The sequence below is a fragment of the Streptomyces albicerus genome (genome assembly GCF_008905045.1).
Classification (GTDB): domain Bacteria; phylum Actinomycetota; class Actinomycetes; order Streptomycetales; family Streptomycetaceae; genus Streptomyces; species Streptomyces albicerus.
The window spans coordinates 19,892-44,556 of sequence record NZ_VWMY01000057.1; the positions used below are offsets into that span (position 1 = coordinate 19,892).

General features: G+C 66.3%; 17 protein-coding genes and 1 tRNA gene. 1 reads left to right on the forward strand and 17 read right to left on the reverse strand.

The window, feature by feature from the left end:
- Nucleotides 1-31: 31 nt before the first annotated feature.
- The 17 genes from GAS53_RS39825 to GAS53_RS39910 all read right to left on the reverse strand — a co-directional run bounded on the left by GAS53_RS39825 (nt 32) and on the right by GAS53_RS39910 (nt 23,118).
- Nucleotides 32-3,127, reverse strand: a complete 3,096-nt coding sequence (locus GAS53_RS39825; RefSeq protein ID WP_151482641.1) for a glycosyl hydrolase 115 family protein — start codon at nt 3,125-3,127, stop codon at nt 32-34.
- 236 nt (nt 3,128-3,363) lie between these two features.
- On the reverse strand, nt 3,364-4,557 hold the full coding sequence (tuf, locus tag GAS53_RS39830; protein WP_151482642.1) for an elongation factor Tu: 1,194 nt from the start codon (nt 4,555-4,557) through the stop codon (nt 3,364-3,366).
- 168 nt (nt 4,558-4,725) lie between these two features.
- The gene (gene fusA, locus GAS53_RS39835) at nt 4,726-6,852 is read right to left on the reverse strand and encodes an elongation factor G (protein ID WP_151482643.1); all 2,127 of its coding nucleotides are present in this window, start codon (nt 6,850-6,852) and stop codon (nt 4,726-4,728) included.
- 39 nt (nt 6,853-6,891) lie between these two features.
- Nucleotides 6,892-7,362: a 30S ribosomal protein S7 gene (gene rpsG, locus GAS53_RS39840; protein ID WP_030345396.1), complete on the reverse strand. Its 471-nt coding sequence runs from the start codon at nt 7,360-7,362 to the stop codon at nt 6,892-6,894.
- A 2-nt stretch (nt 7,363-7,364) separates the two neighbouring features.
- Complete coding sequence (gene rpsL, locus GAS53_RS39845; protein ID WP_003948652.1) at nt 7,365-7,736, reverse strand: 30S ribosomal protein S12; 372 nt, start codon at nt 7,734-7,736, stop codon at nt 7,365-7,367.
- Nucleotides 7,737-8,024: 288 nt separating this feature from the next.
- Nucleotides 8,025-8,621: a DUF1707 and DUF4190 domain-containing protein gene (locus tag GAS53_RS39850; RefSeq protein WP_404829396.1), complete on the reverse strand. Its 597-nt coding sequence runs from the start codon at nt 8,619-8,621 to the stop codon at nt 8,025-8,027.
- Between the two features lie 135 nt (nt 8,622-8,756).
- Complete coding sequence (locus GAS53_RS39855) at nt 8,757-12,656, reverse strand: DNA-directed RNA polymerase subunit beta' (RefSeq protein ID WP_151482644.1); 3,900 nt, start codon at nt 12,654-12,656, stop codon at nt 8,757-8,759.
- A 97-nt stretch (nt 12,657-12,753) separates the two neighbouring features.
- Nucleotides 12,754-16,242 carry a DNA-directed RNA polymerase subunit beta gene (gene rpoB / locus GAS53_RS39860; protein ID WP_151482645.1) on the reverse strand — a complete coding sequence of 1,163 codons (3,489 nt, stop codon included), beginning with the start codon at nt 16,240-16,242 and terminating at the stop codon, nt 12,754-12,756.
- A gap of 664 nt (nt 16,243-16,906) precedes the next feature.
- Nucleotides 16,907-17,290 (reverse strand): 50S ribosomal protein L7/L12, encoded by a 384-nt coding sequence (rplL, locus tag GAS53_RS39870; RefSeq protein ID WP_151482646.1) that lies wholly within the window; start codon nt 17,288-17,290, stop codon nt 16,907-16,909.
- A gap of 112 nt (nt 17,291-17,402) precedes the next feature.
- Complete coding sequence (gene rplJ / locus GAS53_RS39875; RefSeq protein ID WP_151482647.1) at nt 17,403-17,933, reverse strand: 50S ribosomal protein L10; 531 nt, start codon at nt 17,931-17,933, stop codon at nt 17,403-17,405.
- Between the two features lie 292 nt (nt 17,934-18,225).
- Complete coding sequence (locus GAS53_RS39880; protein ID WP_151482648.1) at nt 18,226-19,095, reverse strand: LolA-like protein; 870 nt, start codon at nt 19,093-19,095, stop codon at nt 18,226-18,228.
- A gap of 125 nt (nt 19,096-19,220) precedes the next feature.
- On the reverse strand, nt 19,221-20,120 hold the full coding sequence (locus GAS53_RS39885) for a hypothetical protein (RefSeq protein WP_151482649.1): 900 nt from the start codon (nt 20,118-20,120) through the stop codon (nt 19,221-19,223).
- A gap of 161 nt (nt 20,121-20,281) precedes the next feature.
- Nucleotides 20,282-21,007 carry a 50S ribosomal protein L1 gene (rplA, locus tag GAS53_RS39890; RefSeq protein ID WP_151482650.1) on the reverse strand — a complete coding sequence of 242 codons (726 nt, stop codon included), beginning with the start codon at nt 21,005-21,007 and terminating at the stop codon, nt 20,282-20,284.
- Nucleotides 21,008-21,081: 74 nt separating this feature from the next.
- Complete coding sequence (gene rplK, locus GAS53_RS39895; RefSeq protein ID WP_016645192.1) at nt 21,082-21,516, reverse strand: 50S ribosomal protein L11; 435 nt, start codon at nt 21,514-21,516, stop codon at nt 21,082-21,084.
- A 178-nt stretch (nt 21,517-21,694) separates the two neighbouring features.
- A complete protein-coding gene (gene nusG / locus GAS53_RS39900; RefSeq protein ID WP_151482651.1) occupies nt 21,695-22,570 on the reverse strand; it encodes a transcription termination/antitermination protein NusG in 876 nt (291 codons plus the stop codon).
- 77 nt (nt 22,571-22,647) lie between these two features.
- Nucleotides 22,648-22,935 (reverse strand): preprotein translocase subunit SecE, encoded by a 288-nt coding sequence (gene secE / locus GAS53_RS39905; RefSeq protein WP_055517385.1) that lies wholly within the window; start codon nt 22,933-22,935, stop codon nt 22,648-22,650.
- A gap of 110 nt (nt 22,936-23,045) precedes the next feature.
- Nucleotides 23,046-23,118 (reverse strand) — tRNA-Trp (locus GAS53_RS39910).
- Nucleotides 23,119-23,321: 203 nt separating this feature from the next.
- Here GAS53_RS39910 and GAS53_RS39915 point away from each other — a divergent pair.
- Nucleotides 23,322-24,548, forward strand: coding sequence for a pyridoxal phosphate-dependent aminotransferase (locus GAS53_RS39915; protein ID WP_192583481.1), 1,227 nt, complete (start codon nt 23,322-23,324; stop codon nt 24,546-24,548).
- Nucleotides 24,549-24,665 lie beyond the last annotated feature (117 nt).

The window sequence follows — 24,665 nt, forward strand, 5'->3', positions numbered from 1 at the left end:
AGTACATGCGGATCAACTGAGTACGTACGGGTCAATGCGTGCGGTAACTCTCCGGCGGGCCCAGATACGTCGGCACCAACCCACCCGTATCGATCACCAGCCGCTGCACCACGACCGTCGGATCGACCATCCAGAACTTCAGCCGGTGCACACCGGCGGCCCCGATCGTGTGCCGCGTCGCCGTCCGGTTGACGTTGTCCGACGTATGGCGGGCCCATTCGACGTTCATCAGCCCGTCGTCGGCCTTCGTCACCGCGTGGATGTCGACGACCTGCGGGGCGTCCTCGTCGAACGAGATCCCATACTTCAGCCCGCCCGTCGGCAGCGCCGGATTCCGCGGGGAGAGGTACGCCCACACCGTCACCGGGCCGGCCGCGAGCAGGCTCACCTCGTACTCCAGCCGCGGTGACGATCCGCCAGGCGTCCGCCGCGGAGCCGTCACCGGCCATGGCGTCATGCCCGCTCCCGTTCGGCCGATCCCGTCGATACGCCGCCACGTGCCCACCGAGCGCGCGAAGTGCTCGGCATCGACAGCGACGTACCCGCCCGCCTCCACGAATCCCCGCAGCCCACGCGCCGACGGCCGCTCGGCAATCACCGCGACCGTCACCGATGAACCCGCCCCCTCCACGGTCAGCGTCGCCTCCGTGCGCCCCCGCGGAGCCCTCGCCCAATCCACCGTCACCACCACCCGCACCTGCTTCTCGACCCGGCCCCGCGGGCGGTCGACCACGAGCCACGGCGCGGAAGGCGTGATCCGGTAATCGAAAGCCTCCAGGCCCCGGTTGAAGACCTCGATGTACTGCGCGGGCCGCGTCTGATACGGGCTGAAGGCAGGCAGCGCGGCCTCGCCTGAGGAATGCGGCCACCACTCCTCCGACCCATCCACGGCCACACCCAGCTCCGCCCCCGCCGGCACCTCAATCCGCTTCACCGCAGGGAAGATCTCGTCCGGCAACGCCACGTTGTCCCGCTCCGGCTGCTGCCACGGCGCGTTCGGCCCGTACCGCTCCACATCCCCGTACCCGATGTGCGGCTGTGTCTGGAAGCCCCGCCATTTGCCGCCCGCCACCTGGGAGTTGAAGCGCTCGGCCAGAGCGAAATCCCGGGCAAGACCGGCCTCCGCAGCCGCCGCCAGGTCATTCGTCGCGGCCCGCCCCTGCCTGGCGTACAGCAGGTTGGTGAACTCGGCCTCCCGCAGCCCGTACAGGTTGGCCGTCGCCTCCACCTCGTACCCGACCAGTTCGAACCACGCGTCCTGATCCGCGGCCGGCAGCCGCCGGGCGATGCGGTCCGCGTCCTTCCCCAGCCGTCGCCACTCCTCCGTGACCCGCTCCAGCTCACGATGACTGAAATAGAAGGGCGTCGCCTGGTCGTCGTACACGACCTTCCCGTCCACCAGCGTGATCCTGCGGTTCAACAGCTCGGGCTTGCGGCGCGACTGGAGCTGCGCGTACGTCGCCAGGACGGAAGTGATCGCTGTCGCCCGCTCCTCGCCGAAGTTCCGCCGTGCGTACCGCCGTTCCCACTCCCCCAGGCTCTCCAGTGGCCAACGTCCTGGATCCCAGGCGTAGTTGAGGAAGAACTCCGTAGGCAGCTCATTGCCTTTCAAGTCACCGACGTTCGTGACCCACAACTCCCGGTTCCCGTACTCGACCGCCTGGTGGAGCTGGTCCCACATGTTCGGCAGCGAAGTCGTGTCCACCCACTTGTAGTTGCGGCCGACGCCCACGTAGTCGAAGTGGTAATAGAGCCCGTACCCGCCGCCTCGTACCGGTTCCGCCGGGTCCGGATGCTTGCGGATGTTCCCCCAGTTGTCGTCGGTCAGCACGACCGTCACGTCGTCCGGCGCCCGCAGGCCGCGGTCCCAGTACCGCTGGACCTCCTTGTAGAGCGTCCATACCTGCGGGGTCTCCGAGGCTTCACGACCGGTGACGTCCTCGATGATCGATCTCTGCGTCGCGATGATCTCCTGCATCAGGTCGATGCCGTCGCCGTCCGGCAGGCTCGTGTCCCCGTTCCCCCGCATCCCGAGCGTGACGACGCCCTCGAAGTCCTGGTCCACCATGCGCTTGATGCCGTCGCGCCAATACGCCTTGATCGCCTCGGAGTTGCGCCGGAACGACCACTCCCCCGTGCCGCCGTACGGGTCCCGGCCCGGAGTCACGACATTCCCCGCGCTGTCGCGCACGGCCGGCACCGCATGCCGGTTCCACTCCTCGATGCCCCGCATCATGGGCGCCTCATGAGACGTGCCCATGACAATCCCATAGGCCTTCGCCCGCGCATGGTTCTCAGGATCGTCCTCGGCGAACGCCCGCCCCCACACCGCCGGCCACAGATAGTTCGCCTTGAGCCGCAGCAGCACCTCGAAGACCTTGGCGTAGAAGTCCGCGTTGAAGCCCCCCGGATGCCCGGGCGCCTTGCCCGGCCCGAAGTACCCGGGCGCCCACGTCCCCAGCGCCGGATTCTCGTCGTTGATGAAGATCCCGCGGTACTTCACCACCGGCGCGCCCTGGCTGTACCGACCCGGCAGCACATACACCTCGCGCCGCCGCACCGGCCGCACATCGTCCCACCAGTACCAGGGCGAGACCCCGATCCCGTACGAGACGTCGTACGCCCCGAAGATCGTGCCGCGCGGATCGCTGCCGGCTACGACGAACGCCCGCTCCACCCCTGGCATGGGCCGCTCGACGACGGTCTGCAGGGAGGTCTCCCACTTGCCGCGGACCCCGCGCACGTCGAGCTTCCCGGCCGCGACCAGCCCGTCGATCAGCGGACTTCGCCCGATCGTCCCCACCAGGACGACCTCCCGCGCCACCGAACTCCCCGGCCGCACACCCGTGACCCGCTCGATGTCGTCACGCAGGTCGCCCGCGACCCGTACGACCCCGGGGTGGTCCTCGGCACTGACGACGACCGGAGCGCCCACGAGCGAGAAGGCCCCGGCCTTCGGCGAGAAGGAGATGTACGCCCCCGGGTCCGTGGCCCGACGCGCACCCTCCGCCCACGCGACCCCGGACGACAGCACCGGAAGCGCGGCAAGACCAGCCCCGATGACGGCTCTTCGACTGACGGACCCAGACACGGCACACCCCTCCACCTGGAATTTGGTCAGCGGCATGACAAATGGTGGAGGGAGTGACCCCTGAGGGGAATGGGTCGTAGGCGTCGAATAGTTTCGTAACGAATCATTTCGACGCGGCCGCACGGCAAATTCGACGCGCCACACACCTAAGGGGCCCGTCCCGGCAAAGGGACCCGCACAGCAAAGGGGCCCGCACGACCGAAGTCGTACGGGCCCCTTCAAGGAGCTCGCGAGGAGCTACCAGGCATTCAAGCCCAACAGGTAAGTGAGACTTACTTGTTGATCTTGGTGACCTGGCCGGCGCCCACGGTCCGGCCACCCTCACGGATGGCGAACTTCAGGCCCTCCTCCATGGCGACGGGCTGGATGAGCTCGACCTTCATCTCAGTGTTGTCGCCCGGCATGACCATCTCGGTGCCCTCGGGGAGGGTCACAACACCGGTCACGTCAGTCGTACGGAAGTAGAACTGAGGACGGTAGTTGTTGAAGAACGGCGTGTGACGGCCGCCCTCGTCCTTGGACAGGATGTACGCCTGCGCCTCGAACTCGGTGTGCGGGGTGACAGAGCCCGGCTTGATGATGACCTGGCCGCGCTCGACGTCCTCGCGCTTGATGCCGCGGAGCAGCAGACCGACGTTCTCACCGGCCTGACCCTCGTCGAGCAGCTTGCGGAACATCTCGATGCCGGTGACCGTGGTGGTGGTCTTCTCCTGCTTGATGCCCACGATGTCAACGGTCTCGTTGACCTTGAGGACACCACGCTCGATACGACCGGTGACGACGGTGCCACGACCGGTGATCGTGAAGACGTCCTCGATCGGCATCAGGAACGGCTTGTCGACGTCACGCTCGGGCTGCGGGATCGACTCGTCGACGGCCTTCATCAGGTCGAGGACGGACTGGCCCCACTCCTTGTCACCCTCAAGGGCCTTGAGCGCCGAGACCTTGACGACCGGCAGGTCGTCGCCCGGGAACTCGTACTCGGAGAGCAGCTCACGGACCTCGAGCTCGACGAGCTCCAGGATCTCCTCGTCGTCCACCATGTCGGCCTTGTTCAGGGCGACGACGATGTACGGAACGCCGACCTGGCGGGCCAGGAGCACGTGCTCCTTGGTCTGCGGCATCGGGCCGTCCGTGGCGGCGACAACGAGAATGGCGCCGTCCATCTGCGCCGCACCCGTGATCATGTTCTTGATGTAGTCCGCGTGACCGGGGCAGTCGACGTGGGCGTAGTGACGCGTCTCGGTCTGGTACTCGACGTGCGCGATGGAGATGGTGATACCGCGCTGGCGCTCCTCAGGAGCCTTGTCGATCTGGTCGAAGGCCGAGGCCTCGTTCAGGTCCGGGTACGCGTCATGCAGCACCTTGGTAATGGCGGCCGTGAGGGTCGTCTTACCGTGGTCGATGTGACCGATGGTGCCGATGTTGACGTGCGGCTTAGTCCGCTCGAACTTCGCCTTCGCCACTGGGGTCCTCCTGTGGAGTGGTTCTGTACGCCTTACTCATCGGCGCCAGGTGATCTTTGCTGGATAGCCGGGGCCCGGGGCACTTCCGCCGCGGTTGCGGTGGAATGCCCCAGCAGGCTCCGGAGTCAAGCCTAAGGTGTGAACTCGATTGAGCTTGAACTCTGTGAGTTACTCGCCCTTGGCCTTCGCGATGATCTCCTCGGCGACGTTCCGGGGAACCTCGGCGTAGGAGTCGAACTGCATCGAGTAGCTCGCGCGACCCGACGTCTTGCTGCGGAGGTCTCCGACGTAGCCGAACATCTCCGACAGCGGAACCAGGCCCTTCACGACGCGGGCACCGGCACGCTCCTCCATGGCCTGAATCTGACCACGGCGGGAGTTGATGTCACCGATGACGTCGCCCATGTAGTCCTCGGGCGTGGTGACCTCGACGGCCATCATCGGCTCGAGCAGCACGGGGCTGGCCTTGCGCGCGGCCTCCTTGAAGGCCTGCGAACCGGCGATCTTGAACGCCAGCTCGGAGGAGTCGACCTCGTGGTAGGCACCGTCGAGCAGCGTGACGCGGACGCCGGTCATCTCGTAACCGGCGAGGATGCCGAACTGCATGGCCTCCTGCGCACCGGCGTCCACCGACGGGATGTACTCCCGCGGGATACGGCCACCGGTCACCTTGTTCACGAACTCGTACGACGCCTCGCTGCCCTCGATGGGCTCGATCGCGATCTGCACCTTGGCGAACTGACCGGTACCACCGGTCTGCTTCTTGTGGGTGTAGTCCACGCGCTCGACGGCCTTGCGGATCGTCTCACGGTACGCGACCTGCGGCTTACCGACGTTGGCCTCGACCTTGAACTCACGGCGCATACGGTCGACCAGCACCTCGAGGTGCAGCTCACCCATACCACCGATGATGGTCTGGCCGGTCTCCTCGTCCGAGTGAACCTGGAAGGAGGGGTCCTCCTCCGCGAGACGCTGGATGGCGACACCCAGCTTCTCCTGGTCACCCTTGGACTTGGGCTCGATCGCGACCTGAATGACCGGCGCCGGGAAGTCCATGGACTCCAGGATGACCGGGTTCTTCTCGTCGCTCAGCGTCTCACCGGTGGTGGTCTGCTTCAGGCCCATGACGGCGACGATGTCGCCGGCGCCCACCGCCGCGATCTCCTCACGCTTGTTCGCGTGCATGCGGTAGATCTTGCCGATGCGCTCCTTCTTGCCCTTGACGGAGTTCAGCACGGCGGTGCCGGTCTCCAGGCGGCCCGAGTAAACCCGGACGAAGGTGAGCTTACCCAGGTGCGGGTCGCTCATGATCTTGAACGCGAGGGCGGACAGCGGCTCGTCCTCGGACGGCTTGCGCTTGACGACCAGCTCGGGGTCCTTCACGTCGTGGCCCTCGATGGCCTCGACGTCGAGCGGGGTCGGCAGGTAGCGCACGACCGCGTCGAGCAGGGGCTGGACGCCCTTGTTCTTGAACGCGGTGCCACAGAACACCGGGGTGACCGTGGTGTCGTTGGACTTGCCGGACGCGATGGTGATGCGACGGATCGCGGCGTACAGCTGCTCCTCGGTGGGCTCCACGCCCTCCAGGTACAGCTCCATGATCTCTTCGTCGTTCTCCGCGACGGCCTCGATCAGCTTGCCGCGGTACTCCTCGGCAGCCTCGGCGTGCGTGGCCGGGATGTCGACGGTGTCGTACATCTCGCCCTTCGCCGCCTCGGCGGACCACACGAGCGCCTTCATGCGGACCAGGTCCACAACGCCCTTGAAGTCGGCCTCGGCACCGATCGGAAGCTGCATGACCAGCGGCTGCGCACCGAGGCGGTCCGAGATCATGTCGACGCAGCGGTGGAACTCCGCGCCGGTCCGGTCGAGCTTGTTCACGAAGCAGATGCGCGGCACGCCGTAACGGTCGGCCTGACGCCACACCGTCTCGGACTGCGGCTCGACACCCGCGACACCGTCGAACACGGTGACGGCACCGTCGAGGACGCGCAGCGAGCGCTCGACCTCGACCGTGAAGTCGACGTGACCCGGGGTGTCGATGATGTTGATCGTGTAGTCGTTGTCCTCGAGCGGCCAGTGACAGGTGGTCGCAGCAGAGGTGATCGTGATGCCACGCTCCTGCTCCTGCTCCATCCAGTCCATGGTGGCAGCGCCGTCGTGGACCTCACCGATCTTGTAGCTGACGCCGGTGTAGAAGAGGATCCGCTCGGTGGTGGTCGTCTTGCCCGCGTCGATGTGGGCCATGATCCCGATGTTGCGGACCCTGGCCAGGTCAAGTGAAGTGGTAGCCATAAGGCTTCGGTCTTCTCTCGGTCTCGATGTGGGTTGCGACTACCAGCGGTAGTGCGCGAAGGCCTTGTTGGACTCGGCCATCTTGTGGGTGTCCTCGCGCTTCTTCACAGCGGCACCGAGGCCGTTGGAGGCGTCGAGAAGCTCGTTGAGCAGACGCTCGGTCATGGTCTTCTCGCGACGGGCGCGGGAGTAACCGACCAGCCAGCGCAGCGCCAGGGTGCTCGCGCGGCCGGGCTTGACCTCGACCGGCACCTGGTAGGTGGCGCCACCGACACGGCGGGACTTGACCTCGAGGGTCGGCTTGATGTTCTCCAGAGCGCGCTTCAGCGTGATGACCGGGTCGTTGCCGGTCTTCTCGCGCAGGCCCTCCATGGCGCCGTACACGATGCGCTCGGCGGTGGAGCGCTTGCCGTTCAGCAGCACCTTGTTGATGAGCGACGTGACAAGAGGAGAACCGTAGACCGGGTCGATGATGACCGGGCGCTTCGGGGCGGGGCCCTTACGAGGCATTCTTACTTCTCCTTCTTGGCGCCGTAGCGGCTGCGGGCCTGCTTGCGGTTCTTGACACCCTGGGTGTCGAGGGAGCCACGGATGATCTTGTAGCGAACACCCGGCAGGTCCTTCACACGGCCGCCGCGCACGAGCACGATGGAGTGCTCCTGCAGGTTGTGTCCCTCACCCGGAATGTAAGCGGTGACTTCGATCCCGCTGGTCAGACGCACACGCGCGACCTTACGCAGGGCCGAGTTCGGCTTCTTCGGGGTGGTCGTGAACACACGCGTGCAGACGCCGCGACGCTGAGGGGAACCCTCGAGTGCGGGCGTCTTGTTCTTCTCGACCTTGTCCTGCCGGCCCTTCCGGACCAGCTGCTGGATCGTAGGCACTACTTCTCCGGTTTCTGTGTGCCGAATGGTGAAGCTAACCTGGAACGTCGCCGACCCACGCGGTCGGGTGTGTCGAATCCTGCAGACTCTCGCCGCGAGGCGAAAAGGGCGCAGATTTACGGTGGCCGCTTACGGCTCCCCGCGCGGTTTGAAGGCACGCACGGGAGCCAGGGCACACCCCAGGCACAAGGTCTGAGCGTACCTACCTCATACGCTGCGGTCAAAACAAATGGGCCGCACTAGCATCCCTGAGCGGGCCATGCCAAGCCGCCACCCCGTCCGTGATCTTCATGCGGACACCAGAGCCGCGATGAGCAGCAGCGTCAGCACCAGGGTCCAGGCCCCCGTGGACAGCCACCCGAGGACGAGCCCGGTCAGCGCGAGACTGTCACCGCCCTGGCCCGTACGACGGATCTCGGCCCGCGCGGCGTGGCCCAGAACCACGGCGGGAACGCCGGTGAGGCCGAGGGTCACCAGACACAGCACACCGCAGATCGCCGACCCGACGGCCTTGTCGTTCGTCTTGGGCGCCACAGCGGGCAGGAACGTCCGTGGCACGGTCCCAGCGGCCGCAGGCAGCGGTACGGGCCCCTGGGGCAGGTCGGCCACGAGAAGGGCCAGCTCGCCCACCGTACGGGCCGCGTACGCCCGCGCCACCCGCTTCTCGAACTCGGGCTGCTGCATACGCCCCTCGCCGAAGCCCGCTCTCAGCACATCCACAGCACGCTCCCGGTCGGCGTGCGAGGCGAGCATCGACTGCCCGCTCTGCGCCTGCCAGGCCTGCGGCTGACCGCCCTGCCCGTGCCAGGGCTGCGGTCCACTCTGCCCCTGCCGGGACTGCGGGTCACCCCGCCCCTCCCAGGGCTGCCACGACGGATAGGACACGGGAGCACCTCCCCCGGACGGCTGGGCCTCCATCATGCTCCAACGCGGCATTTCCGGCACAGGTTCCCGTAGCGGAAAAAAGCCGAAGGGCGGCCACCCCGACAGGGTGACCGCCCTTCAACTCAAGCGACCCGCTTACTGGTTGTACGGACCGTAGTCGTAGTCCTCCAGCGGAACGGCCTGGCCGGAGCCCGTGCCGAACGGCGAGTAGTCGATGTCGTCGTAGCCGACGGCCGAGTACATCGCGGCCTTGGCCTCCTCGGTCGGCTCGACCCGGATGTTGCGGTAGCGGGACAGGCCCGTACCGGCCGGGATGAGCTTACCGATGATGACGTTCTCCTTGAGGCCGATCAGGGAGTCGGACTTGGCGTTGATCGCCGCGTCCGTGAGGACCCTGGTCGTCTCCTGGAAGGACGCCGCCGACAGCCACGACTCGGTGGCGAGCGAGGCCTTGGTGATACCCATCAGCTGCGGACGGCCGGAGGCCGGGTGGCCGCCTTCCTGGACCACACGACGGTTCTCGGTCTCGAACTTCGAGCGCTCCACGAGCTCGCCGGGCAGCAGCTCGGCGTCGCCGGACTCGATGATCGTCACGCGGCGGAGCATCTGCCGGATGATGATCTCGATGTGCTTGTCGTGGATCGACACACCCTGCGAGTTGTAGACCTTCTGCACCTCGCCGACCAGGTGGACCTGAACGGCCCGCTGACCGAGGATGCGCAGCACGTCGTGCGGGTTGGTGGCACCCACGGTGAGCTTCTGGCCCACCTCGACGTGGTCGCCCTCGCCCACCAGCAGACGGGCACGCTTCGAGATCGGGAACGCCGTCTCGTCGCTGCCGTCGTCCGGAGTGACGACGAGCTTCTTGGTCTTCTCGGTCTCCTCGATCCGCACGCGGCCGGAGGCCTCGGAGATCGGGGCGACACCCTTCGGCGTACGAGCCTCGAAGAGCTCGACGACACGGGGCAGACCCTGGGTGATGTCGTCACCTGCCACACCACCGGTGTGGAAGGTACGCATCGTCAGCTGCGTGCCGGGCTCACCGATGGACTGGGCGGCGATGATGCCGACCGCCTCACCGATGTCGACCAGCTTGCCGGTGGCCAGCGAGCGGCCGTAGCACATGGCGCAGGTACCGACGGCGGACTCACAGGTCAGGACCGAACGGGTCTTGACCTCCTCGATGCCGTGCTTGACGAGCTCGTCGATGAGGACGTCGCCCAGGTCGGTGTTGGCCGGGGCCAGCACCTTGCCGTCGACGGTGATGTCCTCGGCCAGCGCACGTGCGTACACGCTGGTCTCGACGTTGTCCGCCTTGCGCAGGACGCCGTCGGCGCCCCGCTCGGCGATCCCCAGACGCAGGCCGCGGTCGGTGCCGCAGTCCTCCTCGCGAATGATGACGTCCTGGGAGACGTCGACCAGACGACGGGTGAGGTAACCCGAGTCGGCGGTACGCAGAGCGGTGTCCGCCAGACCCTTACGGGCACCGTGCGTGGAGATGAAGTACTCCAGCACGGACAGGCCCTCACGGAACGACGCCTTGATCGGACGCGGGATCGTCTCGTTCTTCGCGTTCGACACCAGACCACGCATACCGGCGATCTGACGCATCTGCATCATGTTGCCTCGTGCACCCGAGTTCACCATCATGAAGATCGGGTTGGTCTTCGGGAAGTTGTCGTTCATCGCCTCGGCGACCTCGTTGGTCGCCTTGGTCCAGATCGCGATGAGCTCCTGCGTGCGCTCGTCCTTGGTGATCAGACCGCGCTCGTACTGCTTCTGGACCTTCTCGTCCTGCGCCTCGTAACCCTTGACGATCTCCTTCTTCGCCTCGGGAACGACGACGTCGGAGATGGCCACGGTGACGCCGGAACGGGTCGCCCAGTAGAAGCCGGAGGCCTTCAGGTTGTCGAGCGTCGCCGCCACGATGACCTTGGGGTAGCGCTCGGCGAGGTCGTTGACGATCTCGGAGAGCTGCTTCTTGCCGACCTCGTAGTCGACGAACGGGTAGTCCTCGGGCAGCAGCTCGTTGAAGAGCGCACGGCCCAGCGTGGTGTTCAGCCGGAAGCTGTCACCCTGCTGCCACTCCGGGTCGCCCTCCTCGCGCGCCGGCGGGGTCCAGCCGCGCGGCGGGATGGTGCCCACCGGGAAGCGGATGTCCACGCGCGACTGCAGCGAGAGCTCGCCGGCGTCGAACGCCATGATCGCCTCGGCCGCGGAGCCGAAGGACCGGCCCTCGCCCTTGACGTTCCGCATCTCGCCGTCGGTGGTGAGGAAGAACAGACCGAGGACCATGTCCTGGGTCGGCATCGTCACCGGACGGCCGTCCGCGGGCTTGAGGATGTTGTTCGAGGACAGCATCAGGATGCGGGCCTCGGCCTGCGCCTCCGCGGAGAGCGGCAGGTGCACGGCCATCTGGTCACCGTCGAAGTCCGCGTTGAACGCGGTGCAGACGAGCGGGTGGATCTGGATGGCCTTGCCCTCGACCAGCTGCGGCTCGAAGGCCTGGATGCCGAGGCGGTGCAGGGTGGGAGCACGGTTCAGCAGAACCGGGTGCTCGGCGATGACCTCTTCGAGGACGTCGTACACGACCGTGCGGCCGCGCTCCACCATGCGCTTCGCGCTCTTGATGTTCTGCGCGTGGTTCAGGTCCACCAGGCGCTTCATCACGAACGGCTTGAAGAGCTCCAGCGCCATCGCCTTCGGCAGACCGCACTGGTGCAGCTTCAGCTGCGGACCGACGACGATCACGGAACGCGCGGAGTAGTCCACACGCTTGCCGAGCAGGTTCTGACGGAAACGACCCTGCTTGCCCTTCAGCATGTCGCTGAGGGACTTCAGCGGGCGGTTACCGGGACCGGTGACCGGGCGACCACGACGACCGTTGTCGAAGAGGGCGTCCACGGCCTCCTGGAGCATGCGCTTCTCGTTGTTCACGATGATCTCGGGCGCGCCGAGGTCGAGAAGCCGCTTCAGACGGTTGTTCCGGTTGATCACACGGCGGTACAGGTCGTTCAGGTCGGAGGTCGCGAAGCGGCCACCGTCCAGCTGCACCATCGGGCGAAGGTCCGGCGGGATGACCGGCACGCAGTCGAGGACCATGCCCTTGGGGCTGTTGGAGGTCTGCAGGAACGCAGACACGACCTTCAGCCGCTTCAGCGCACGGGTCTTCTTCTGGCCCTTGCCGGTACGGATGATCTCGCGGAGGCGCTCGGCCTCCTCCTCCAGGTCGAAGGACTCCAGGCGCTTCTGCAGGGCAGCCGCACCCATGGAGCCGTCGAAGTAGGTCCCGAAGCGGTCACGCAGCTCGCGGTAAAGGAGCTCGTCACCCTCCAGGTCCTGGACCTTGAGGTTCTTGAAGCGGGTCCACACCTCGTCGAGACGGTCGATCTCGCGCTGCGCACGGTCACGCAGCTGCTTCATCTCACGCTCGGCACCTTCGCGCACCTTGCGGCGTACGTCGGCCTTGGCGCCCTCGGCCTCGAGCTCGGCCAGGTCGGTCTCGAGCTTCTTGGCGCGGGTCTCGAGGTCGGCGTCGCGGCGGTTCTCGATCTGCTGACGCTCGACGGAGACGTGAGCCTCCAGCGACGGCAGGTCGCGGGTACGACGCTCGTCGTCCACGTACGTGATCATGTACGCGGCGAAGTAGATGACCTTCTCGAGGTCCTTCGGGGCGAGGTCGAGCAGGTAGCCCAGCCGCGACGGAACGCCCTTGAAGTACCAGATGTGGGTGACGGGAGCGGCCAGCTCAATGTGGCCCATCCGCTCACGACGCACCTTGGCGCGAGTGACCTCGACGCCGCAGCGCTCGCAGATGATGCCCTTGAAGCGGACACGCTTGTACTTGCCGCAGTAGCACTCCCAGTCCCGGGTCGGACCGAAGATCTTCTCGCAGAAGAGTCCGTCCTTTTCGGGCTTGAGGGTGCGGTAGTTGATGGTCTCCGGCTTCTTGACCTCACCGTGGGACCACTGACGAATGTCGTCAGCGGTAGCAAGGCCGATCCGCAGCTCGTCGAAGAAGTTGACGTCGAGCACTTGTCGTCAATCCCTCTTTCGGGGTCGATTCTTCACTGGTCTGACTGGGGTCCGGGGTTAGCCGGGGCTCTTGTTCAAGGAGCCCCGGCCAGACCCGTCAGACCTCTTCGACGCTGCTCGGCTCGCGCCGGGACAGGTCGATACCGAGCTCCTCCGCGGCGCGGAAGACGTCCTCGTCCGTGTCGCGCATCTCGATGGACATGCCGTCCGAGGACAGCACCTCCACGTTGAGGCAGAGCGACTGCATTTCCTTGATGAGCACCTTGAAGGACTCGGGAATGCCGGGCTCGGGGATGTTCTCGCCCTTGACGATGGCCTCGTAGACCTTCACTCGGCCGGTCACGTCGTCGGACTTGATGGTCAGCAGTTCCTGGAGGGCGTAAGCGGCGCCATAAGCCTCGAGCGCCCACACCTCCATCTCACCGAAGCGCTGGCCACCGAACTGGGCCTTACCACCCAGCGGCTGCTGGGTGATCATCGAGTACGGACCGGTCGAGCGGGCGTGGAGCTTGTCGTCGACCAGGTGGTGGAGCTTGAGGATGTACATGTAGCCGACCGAGATCGGCTCCGGGAACGGCTCGCCGGAGCGGCCGTCGAACAGAGGCGCCTTACCGGTGGGGAGCACCATGCGCTCGCCGTCGCGGTTCGGGATGGTGTGCTGCAGCAGACCGGCCAGCTCGTCCTCACGCGCACCGTCGAAGACGGGGGTGGCGACGTTCGTGCCCGGGTCGACCTTGTCGGCCTCGATGGACTGCAGGCGCTGCGCCCAGTCGTCCGCGAGACCGGAGACGTCCCAGCCGCGGCTGGCGAGCCAGCCGAGGTGGATCTCCAGGACCTGTCCCGGGTTCATTCGGGACGGGACACCCAGCGGGTTGAGGATGATGTCGACCGGGGTGCCGTCCTCCAGGAACGGCATGTCCTCGATCGGCAGGATCTTCGAGATGACGCCCTTGTTGCCGTGACGGCCGGCGAGCTTGTCACCGTCGGTGATCTTGCGCTTCTGCGCCACGTACACGCGCACCAGCTGGTTCACACCGGGGGGAAGCTCGTCGCCCTCCTCACGGTCGAAGACGCGGACGCCGATGACCTTGCCGATCTCGCCGTGCGGCACCTTCAGCGAGGTGTCGCGCACCTCGCGCGCCTTCTCACCGAAGATCGCGCGGAGCAGACGCTCCTCCGGGGTCAGCTCGGTCTCGCCCTTGGGCGTGACCTTGCCGACCAGGATGTCGCCGGCGACGACCTCGGCACCGATGCGGATGATGCCGCGCTCGTCGAGGTCGGCCAGGACCTCCTCGGAGACGTTCGGGATGTCCCGGGTGATCTCCTCGGGGCCGAGCTTGGTGTCACGGGCGTCGACCTCGTGCTCCTCGATGTGGATCGAGGAGAGGACGTCGTCCTGCACGAGGCGCTGCGACAGGATGATCGCGTCCTCGTAGTTGTGACCCTCCCACGGCATGAAGGCGACGAGCAGGTTCTTGCCCAGCGCCATCTCGCCTTCCTGGGTGGCCGGACCGTCGGCGAGAACCTGGCTCTCGACGACCCGGTCGCCCTCGTCGACGACGACCTTCTGGTTGACCGAGGTTCCCTGGTTGGAACGGGAGAACTTGGCCACCCGGTAGGTGGTGTACGTGCCGTCGTCGTTGGCCACCGTGATGTAGTCCGCGGAGACCTCCTGGACGACACCCGCCTTCTCGGCCTTGATGACGTCACCGGCGTCGACGGCGCAGCGGTACTCCATGCCCGTACCGACGAGGGGGGCCTCGGCGGTGATCAGCGGCACGGCCTGACGCATCATGTTCGCGCCCATGAGGGCACGGTTGGCGTCGTCGTGCTCGAGGAACGGGATCATGGCGGTCGCGACCGACACCATCTGGCGCGGCGAGACGTCCATGTAGTCGACGTCGTCACCGGGGACGTAGTCGACCTCGCCGCCACGACGGCGGACGAGGACACGGGCCTCGGCGAAGCGCATGTCGTCGTTCAGCACGGCGTTCGCCTGCGCGATGACGAACCGGTCCTCCTCGTCGGCGGTCAGGTAGTCGACCTCGTCGGTGACGACACCGTCGGTGACCCGGCGGTACGGCGTCTCGACGAAACCGAACGCGTTGACCCGGCCGTAGGACGCGAGCGAGCCGATCAGGCCGATGTTCGGGCCTTCAGGGGTCTCGATCGGGCACATGCGGCCGTAGTGCGAGGGGTGCACGTCACGGACCTCGAAGCCGGCCCGCTCACGGGAGAGACCACCCGGGCCAAGAGCCGACAGACGGCGCTTGTGGGTGAGACCCGACAGCGGGTTGTTCTGGTCCATGAACTGCGACAGCTGGCTGGTGCCGAAGAACTCCTTGATGGAGGCGACGACCGGCCGGATGTTGATCAGGGTCTGCGGCGTGATCGCCTCGACGTCCTGGGTCGTCATCCGCTCGCGGACGACTCGCTCCATACGCGCCAGACCCGTACGGACCTGGTTCTGGATGAGCTCGCCGACGTTGCGCAGACGACGGTTGCCGAAGTGGTCGATGTCGTCGGTCTCGACGACGATCGAGGCGTTGTTGTCGCCCATGACCGTCTCGGTCTCACCGGCGTGCAGCTTCACCAGGTACTTGATCGTCGAGATGATGTCCTCGACGGTCAGGATGCCGGCGTCCAGCGGGGCGTCGCCGCCCAGCTTCTTGTTGACCTTGTAGCGGCCGACCTTGGCGAGGTCGTAACGCTTCGGGTTGAAGTAGAGGTTCTCGAGCAGCGTCTGCGCGGCCTCACGGGTCGGGGGCTCGCCCGGACGCAGCTTGCGGTAGATGTCGAGGAGTGCGTCGTCCTGGCCCTGGGTGTGGTCCTTCTCCAGGGTGGCGCGCATGGACTCGTACTCGCCGAACTCCTCCAGGATCTGCTCGGTCGTCCAACCGAGAGCCTTGAGCAGGACGGTGACGGACTGCTTGCGCTTGCGGTCGATGCGGACACCGACCATGTCGCGCTTGTCGATCTCCATCTCCAGCCAGGCACCCCGGGACGGGATGACCTTCGCGGAGAAGATGTCCTTGTCGGACGTCTTGTCGATGGAGGAGTCGAAGTAGACACCCGGCGAACGGACCAGCTGCGACACCACGACACGCTCGGTGCCGTTGATGACGAAGGTGCCCTTGTTCGTCATGAGCGGGAAATCACCCATGAAGACGGTCTGGGACTTGATCTCGCCGGTCTCGTTGTTGGTGAACTCAGCGGTGACGAAGAGCGGGGCGGCGTACGTGAAGTCGCGCTCCTTGCACTCGTCGATCGAGTTCTTCGGAGGCTCGAAGCGGTGGTCGCGGAAAGTCAGCGACATCGACCCGGAGAAGTCCTCGATCGGAGAGATCTCCTCGAAGATCTCCTCCAGGCCGGACTTGGTGGGGACGTCCTGTCCGCTGTCCAGAGCCGCCTCGACACGAGCCTTCCACGCTTCGTTGCCGAGCAGCCAGTCGAAGCTCTCGGTTTGCAGCGCAAGAAGGTTCGGAACCTCGAGGGGCTCCTTGATCTTTGCAAAGGAGATGCGCAGCGGGGCGGTGCTGGCGCCGTTGTTCGTATTCGCGGTCGAGGCAGTGCGCGAGGCGGCCAAGAGGGGGTCCTTCCGAGGGCTCGGACTCACTACGCGCGTACCGGTCCCAAGCCGGGCACAGAGACAGACGTTTCCTGAATCAGCCAAAGGAGGCCAGGTCAGAACCGGTTCAATCCACAGTGCTCAAGCGAGGGCATGCCCCTGGTGACGGGCAGGAGGCAGCTAACAGGCAGCGCAAAGGGTCAGTGTAGCCACTAGGCCCACTGATGTCCAGTGCGGGTTTTTGAAGACCCTCGTTGTTCTCAACCCCTGCTGCAAGCCACGCCCTCGATGCACATCGATACTGCCCTCTTCGCCGCCGATCCATGCCTCGGATCCGGATCGTTGTGACGACGCGTCCTGAGAATTGCGCGCTGCGTGCGGTTCGTCAAGGCCCCCCATGCCCAAACCGGGTGCTGCCATCGTCACTTGCAACCCGTCTTGCAACCTGTCTTGCTGCCCGTCACGGGGCGGCCGGAGGCACAACGAAGATCACCATACTCGTCGCGACCGACAGCGCAAGGCAGCCGCCGCACGGCCCCCTCGAACGCCGAAGAGCGACCACCCAGATGGGTGATCGCTCTTCAGTGCGTCAGCGTTACAGCCCTGCGCGAGCGGCTGCGTCAGCTCACCGGAGCCGCTGCCGCGGGGCGCCCACAGGCGCCGCGGCGTACGACTCGTGGGGTCACTTGACCTCGACGGAGGCGCCGGCGCCCTTGAGGGACTCGGCAGCCTTCTCGGCGGCCTCCTTGGCGACCTTCTCGAGGACCGGCTTCGGAGCGCCGTCGACGAGGTCCTTGGCCTCCTTCAGACCCAGCGAGGTCAGCTCACGCACGACCTTGATGACCTGGATCTTCTTCTCGCCGGCACCCGTGAGGATGACGTCGAACTCGTCCTGCTCGGCCTCGGCCTCGGCCGGAGCGGCAACACCGGCGGGGCCGGCAACGGCGACCGCGGCGGCGGCGGTGACGTCGAACTTCTCCTCGAAGGCCTTAACGAACTCGGAGAGCTCGATGAGGGTGAGGTTCTCGAACTGCGCGAGCAGCTCGTCCTGGGACAGCTTCGCCATGATGGCGTCCTTCCACTAATTCGGCAGGTGCCGGATGTACATGTGAGGCGGGCGTACGTTCGGCCCGCTACGACCGTCGCCTCAGGCGGCGTCGGTCAATGCGCGAGCCGAATTACTCGGCACCGCCCTGCTCGGCCTGCTTGGCACGAAGCGCCTCCGCGGTGCGGACGAACTTCGAGGGGAGCGCCTGGAAGACCGAGGCAGCCTGGGACTGCTTGCTCTTGAAGGCACCCGCCAGCTTGGCGAGCAGAACCTCGCGGGACTCGAGGTCCGCAAGCTTCTTGATCTCGTCGGCGGACAGCACCTTGCCGTCAAGGACACCGCCCTTGATGACGAGGTTCGGGTTGTCCTTGGCGAAGTCACGAAGACCCTTCGCCGACACCACCGGGTCACCGGTGATGAAGGCAACTGCCGTCGGACCGTTGAACAGGTCGTCGAGCGTCGAGATCCCGGCCTCGTTGGCCGCGATCTTGGTCAGCGTGTTCTTCACCACGGCGTACTGGGCGTCTTCACCGAGCGAACGACGCAGCGTCTTGAGCTGCGCCACGGTGAGACCCCGGTACTCGGTCAGCACAGCGGCGTTCGAGCTGCGGAACTGGTCCGCGAGCTCGGCTACCGCGGCAGCCTTGTCGGGCCTTGCCATAAGCGTGGCCTCCTTCCGGGTGATGAGGACCGCTCAGAAGGAGACTGGGAAAACGAAACGCCCCGGCGCAGGCGCACGGGGCGTGACTCGACCGGACGGATCCGTACGCAAGTACGGGACTGTCCGGGAGTTCATCCACAGTCACCTACGCGGGTCGTCCGCAGTTTCAGCGGATCCTTCGGCCACCGCGCCCTCGAACGAGCACACGGCAACGACCAGCGGTCTTTGGCTTCTGGGGAAGATTACGTGAACGGGTCGCTGTCAGGCAAATCCGCCTGACAGCGACTCCGGATCAGCTCTCGGCGCCCTGCATCATCTCGGCCAGGTCCATGGTGTCCTTGGCGGGCGGGGCCTCGACCGTCACCGGCTTGTTGAAGTCGACGAAGGTGATGGTCATGTCGAGCTTGCCCTTGTCGGCGTCGCCCTGCATACGGAACTGCTTGGTGTGGTCCTCGCCGTCGACCCACATGTCCATCGTGAGGGCGTCCACGCCCATCTTCTCGTACTGCTCGAGGCTCTTCTCCCGCTTCTCACGAGTGGCCTTGTCCTCGTCCTTGAGGGACGCGCGGAAGTCGGCGAGGGTGACCGTCCCCTGGTAGTGCGTGGTCTCGACACCGTCGATCTTCTCGGTGCCGACCTTCTTCACGTCCTTGGAGCCGGTGAGGAAAGTGGACTCCTGGGCCGGGTTCTTGTCGGCCGTCCCGGCACCCGGGGCCGCGCCGCCCAGCGCGTCGTCGCCCAGCGTGGACAGGTCGAACTTGATCCAGCTCTTGCCGTCCATCTCCTTGGCGGCCGCGGCGCCTCCGCCGATGTACATCGCCTTGTCGACGAGGCGGATCTCGGCGGTGCCGTCCTCGCCCTGGTCGAGGGCGGTCATCTTCATGCTCATGGCGACGTCGGGCTTCATCCGCATCTGGGCCTCGGCCTTGACGCGACCCTCCTCAGGAGTCCTGCCGGTCATCCGGTAGCTGAGGGAGGTGATGTCCTCCGTGTTCTTCGCCGCCTTGGCCACAGCCGCGGCGGGCGTCATCTTCGGCGACTCCTCGCTCGCGTTGCTCGCGGAGTCCTTGGAACAGCCGACGGCACCCCCAGCGAGGACCAGCGCGGCGAGCGCCGCACCGGTCGCCCTACGACGTACGGATCCGCGCACAGAAATCTTCATGGTTCCCCCCAAGGAACAGATGAGCGACTCACAGACAGGGCGCGAGCGTATCCCAGGGGGACTCAGGCAGTCCCCTGAGTTCTCGTGAGGCCTGTGTGACACCCACGTACGCCCGTGCGGGGCTCTCAGGCCGCCGGCTGGGTCTGCATCAGGTCCTTGAAGTCGGCGGTGTCGCTCGCCGCGGGCTCCTCGGTGGAGACCTCCACGCCGTAGTCGCTGTAGTACGCCGTCGAGGACATCGAGCCGGTCGCCAGCTCGCCCTTCTCGACCTTCTTGACCAGCAGGTCCTCGTCGTTGACCCAGATGTCGACCGTCTCGGTGGTGACGCCGGCCTGCTCCAACTGGCGCTTCAGATCGGCTAGTTGGTCCTCGGTGAGATTCGAGCTCTCGCCCGCGAGGTCCGCGACGTCGACCGTGCCCGAGTAGTGCGTGGTGTTCTCGCCGCGCACCTTCTCCTCGCCGACCTTCTTCACGTCCCCGGAAGCCAGCAGGAGCTTCACCGACTGGTTCGGCGTGGTGTTCTGCATCTGGTCCTTCATGTACGCGCCCGATCCGCCGGCGAGGTCCGCCAGGTCGTCGTACGCGTACTTGATCCAGTGCTTGCCGCCGGACTGCTCGGCGAACTTGTCGCCCATCTTCGCGTAGTAGGCGTCCGGCAGATAGCGGGCCTCCATGGAGGTGGTGCCCAGCTGGCGCATCTGGTCGGCCATCGTGCCGCCGGTGTACGTGATCGTCAGGTTGCCGGTGAGACCGTCGGCCCAGCCGAGGGCGCCGTCCGCCTTCATGGACATCATCGTGCCCATGGTCGTGGTGGACTCGACCTTGGCGGAGTCGGCCTTGTCGGTGCTCTTCTCCACGGAGCGCAGGGCCGCTATGGGGCTGACGCGGGTCGTGCCCTTGTCGGCCGCCTTGCCGTCCCCTCCCGAGCCCTTGCCGGAGTCCGAGCCACTGCAGGCGGCGACCCCTGTCATAGCGGCGGCCACCGCTATCGAGACGGTCGCGCGGCGCACGGTCGTGCTCTTCATTCGTCCCCCTAAGCGATTCCTGTGCCCTGCACGCTAGCGCAGGGCGCTGACACCCGGTCCGAAAAAGGCATCAGACAAAGGGACGGGCCCCGCACCTCGAAAGGTTGCGGGGCCCGTCCTGAAATCGCGTGCGCGACGCGGCTGCCGGGTGAGCGTCAGGCTCAGACGGCGGCCGGGTCCTCCTCGACGAGGAGGTTGCGGGTGCGGTTCGAGTCGAGCTGAATGCCGGGGCCGATCGTGGTGCTGATCGTGGCCTTCTTGATGTAGCGACCCTTGGCGGCCGACGGCTTCAGACGAAGGATCTCGTCCAGCGCGGCGCCGTAGTTCTCCACCAGCTTGGTGTCGTCGAAGGACACCTTGCCGATGATGAAGTGCAGGTTCGAGTGCTTGTCGACGCGGAACTCGATCTTGCCGCCCTTGATCTCGGTCACGGCCTTGGCCACGTCCGGGGTCACGGTGCCGGTCTTCGGGTTCGGCATCAGACCACGCGGGCCGAGGACACGGCCCAGGCGGCCGACCTTGCCCATGAGGTCCGGGGTGGCGACGACGGCGTCGAAGTCCAGACGGCCCTTCGCCACCTCGTCGATGAGCTCGTCGGAGCCGACGATGTCGGCGCCCGCGGCGGTCGCGGCCTCGGCACGGTCACCGGTCGCGAAGACCAGGACCCGGGCGGTCTTACCGGTGCCGTGCGGGAGGTTCACGGTGCCACGGACCATCTGGTCGGCCTTGCGCGGGTCGACACCCAGACGGAAGGCGACCTCGACGGTGCCGTCGAACTTGGTCGTGGAGGTCTCCTTGGCGAGACGGACGGCCTCGAGCGGGGCGTACAGCTTCTCCCGGTCGATCTTGGCGTCCGCAGCGCGGAGAGACTTGCTGCGCTTGCTCACTACTGCTCCTGTGTGCTCTGAGGAGTCGTGGTACGGGCCGAGCCGGCCCTGCCACGGATGCTGGAGGTTGGGGTTCAGCCCTCGACCGTGATGCCCATGGAACGGGCGGTGCCGGCGATGATCTTCGACGCGGCGTCCAGGTCGTTGGCGTTCAGGTCGGGCATCTTCGTGGTGGCGATCTCGCGGACCTGCGCCTCGGTGATCTTGGCGACCTTGGTCTTGTGCGGCTCGCCGGAGCCCTTCTCCACGCCCGCGGCCTTGAGGATCATCTTCGCGGCCGGCGGGGTCTTCGTGATGAAGGTGAAGGAGCGGTCTTCGTAGACCGTGATCTCCACCGGGATGACCCAACCGCGCTGCGACTCGGTCGCGGCGTTGTAGGCCTTGCAGAACTCCATGATGTTGACGCCGTGCTGGCCCAGCGCGGGGCCGACCGGCGGAGCCGGGTTGGCGGCACCGGCCTGGATCTGGAGCTTGATGAGCCCCGTGACCTTCTTCTTCTTGGGAGGCATTGCTCTCTCCGGGTCCTAGTGAGAGTTTTCAGCCTCCGTTCCGGATCATCCGGATGGAGGCATACCGCACAACGATAACGGGTATCCATGCGCGGCCAAAAACCGAGCAGGTCAGACCAGCTACGAGAGCCAATCTGACCTGGTCGGAGGCATCTGTTCCAGAAGGTGCCCGAAGGCGTCAGTTCTTCTGGATCTGGTCGAAGCTCAGCTCGACCGGGGTCTCGCGGCCGAAGATCTCGACGAGGCCCTTGACCTTCTTCGAGTCGGCGTTGATCTCGTTGATCGTCGCCTGCAGCGTGGCGAACGGGCCGTCGGTGACGGTGACCGAGTCGCCGACCTCGAAGTCCAGCACCTGGACCTCGAGCTTGCGGGACGGAGCCGGCTTGCCCTCGGCCTCGGCGGCCTCACGCGCGGCCTTCTCCTCGGCCTCCGGGGCGAGCATCTTGACGATCTCGTCCAGGGTCAGGGGGTACGGGTCGTACGCGTTGCCCACGAAGCCGGTGACACCGGGCGTGTTGCGGACGACGCCCCAGGACTCGTTCGTCAGGTCCATGCGCACCAGCACGTAGCCGGGGAGCTTGTTCTGCCGGACGGTCTTGCGCTCGCCGTTCTTGATCTGCGCGACCTCTTCCTGCGGCACCTCGGCCTGGAAGATGAAGTCCTCGACGTTCAGCGAGACGGCGCGCTGCTCGAGGTTGGTCTTCACGCGGTTCTCGTAGCCGGCGTACGTGTGGATGACGTACCACTCGCCGGGCAGTGTGCGGAGCTCCTCGCGGAGGGCGGTGACGGGGTCGACCGGCTCGGACTCCTCCTCCTCGGCCTCCTCTGCGGCGGCCGCTTCCTCGGAGTCCTCGTCTTCGGCGCTCTCGTCTTCGGAGCTCTCGATGGCGTCCTCGTCCTGGACGCTCAGGGCAGCCTCTTCGGCGGGCTCGGCGTCGGCGTCGGCAGCCTCGGCCTGGTCCGGGTCCACGGCGTCCGCCGCCTCGACGATGTCGAGCTCGTCCTCAACGGACTCCGCCGACTCGATGGCGTCGTTCAGGTTCGGGTCAGACACGGTGGCTGCTTCTTCCTGGATCATGGGGGTGGAACACGCGAAAGCGGGCGCCGGGTACGGCGCCCTTCGCGCTTGGCTCAGCCAAAGACGTACTTGGCGGCCTTGTCGAGTCCGAAGTCAATCAAAGTCACCAGACCGATCATGATGACGACGAACACAATCACCACTGTGGTGTATGTCGTCAGCTGATTACGAGTCGGCCAGACAACCTTACGAAGTTCCGCGACGATCTGGCGATAGAAGAGGGCAAGGCGCTTCAGCGGGCCCTTCTTGGCACGCTTACCGCCCTTGCGGCCCTTCTTCTGGGACTCCGGCGCCTCATCCTGGGCATCAGGCATGTCGATGGAGCCCACGGCGTCCGTCACTCGTCCTCACCTGATTCCGGGTCGTGGCCGTGCCGCGCCCGGTTATGAGCCGCACGGCGGTGCAATGCAGTACGTACATGCGCACACATCCTGGCGAAAGGTGTGTGTAGCAGGGCCGGAGGGACTTGAACCCCCAACCGCTGGTTTTGGAGACCAGTGCTCTACCAATTGAGCTACGACCCTTTGTTTCCCCACAACGTACCGCATCCGCCCGGGTGCTCGGTGTGCACCGGGTGGGCGCGGCCGGTGAAGGCCAACGAGGTGAGAGTGTACGTGGTCGGCGGCCGGGCGTCGAACAGAAAGTGTCCGTACGGGCTTTGTCGGCCACTGCTCAGTCTGTGAAACCAGTGTGCCGGGGACGTTTCGGGTCTGGAACGATGGGGCCCATGAGCGCTGCAACCCCTCCCACCGAGCGCCGGGTCTCCGCCCGAGTCGGCGCGATCTCCGAGTCCGCCACCCTCGCCGTGGACGCCAAGGCCAAGGCCCTGAAGGCCGCCGGGCGTCCGGTGATCGGCTTCGGCGCCGGCGAGCCCGACTTCCCGACCCCGGACTACATCGTCGAGGCTGCCATTGAGGCCTGCAAGAACCCGAAGTACCACCGCTACACGCCGGCGGGCGGTCTGCCCGAGCTGAAGGCGGCGATCGCCGCGAAGACGCTGCGTGACTCCGGCTACGAACCGGACGTCTCGCAGATCCTGGTGACCAACGGCGGCAAGCAGGCCATCTACGAGGCGTTCGCCGCGATCCTCGACCCGGGCGACGAGGTCATCGTCCCGGCCCCGTACTGGACGACGTACCCGGAGTCGATCCGTCTCGCCGGCGGTGTCCCGGTCGAGGTCGTCGCGGACGAGACCACCGGTTACCGCGTCTCGGTCGAGCAGCTGGAGGCGGCGCGTACGGAGAAGACGAAGGTCGTGCTCTTCGTCTCCCCGTCCAACCCGACGGGCGCTGTCTACAGCGAGGCCGACACGGAGGCCATCGGCAGCTGGGCCGTCGAGCACGGCCTGTGGGTGATGACCGACGAGATCTACGAGCACCTGGTCTACGGCGACGCGGTCTCCGTGTCGCTGCCGGCGCTCCTGCCCGAGCTGCGCGACAAGTGCATCGTGGTCAACGGTGTGGCCAAGACCTATGCGATGACCGGTTGGCGTGTGGGCTGGATCATCGGCCCGAAGGACGTCGTCAAGGCCGCGACGAACCTGCAGTCGCACGCCACGTCCAACGTGTCGAACGTGGCCCAGGTCGCCGCGCTCGCCGCCGTCTCGGGCAACCTGGACGCCGTCGCCACGATGCGCGAGGCCTTCGACCGGCGCCGCAGGACCATCGTCCGGATGCTCAACGAGATCGACGGCGTGGTCTGCCCGGAGCCCGAGGGCGCCTTCTACGCGTACCCCTCCGTGAAGGCCGTCATCGGCAAGGAGATCCGCGGCAAGCGCCCGCAGAACTCGGTCGAGCTGGCCGCGCTGATCCTGGAGGAGGTCGAGGTCGCGGTCGTCCCGGGCGAGGCCTTCGGCACGCCGGGGTACCTGCGGCTGTCGTACGCGCTGGGTGACGAGGATCTCGTCGAGGGCGTCTCGCGGATCCAGAAGCTGCTGGCCGAGGCGACGGACTGACGTTTTCGTACGCCTACGGGGCGTCGTTCTCGTTTTCGTGCTCCACGCGCGCGTGCGGGCCCAACCCACTCACGGTGAGGGGGTTGGGCCCGCTTCTTCGTGCGAGCAAGACCACGT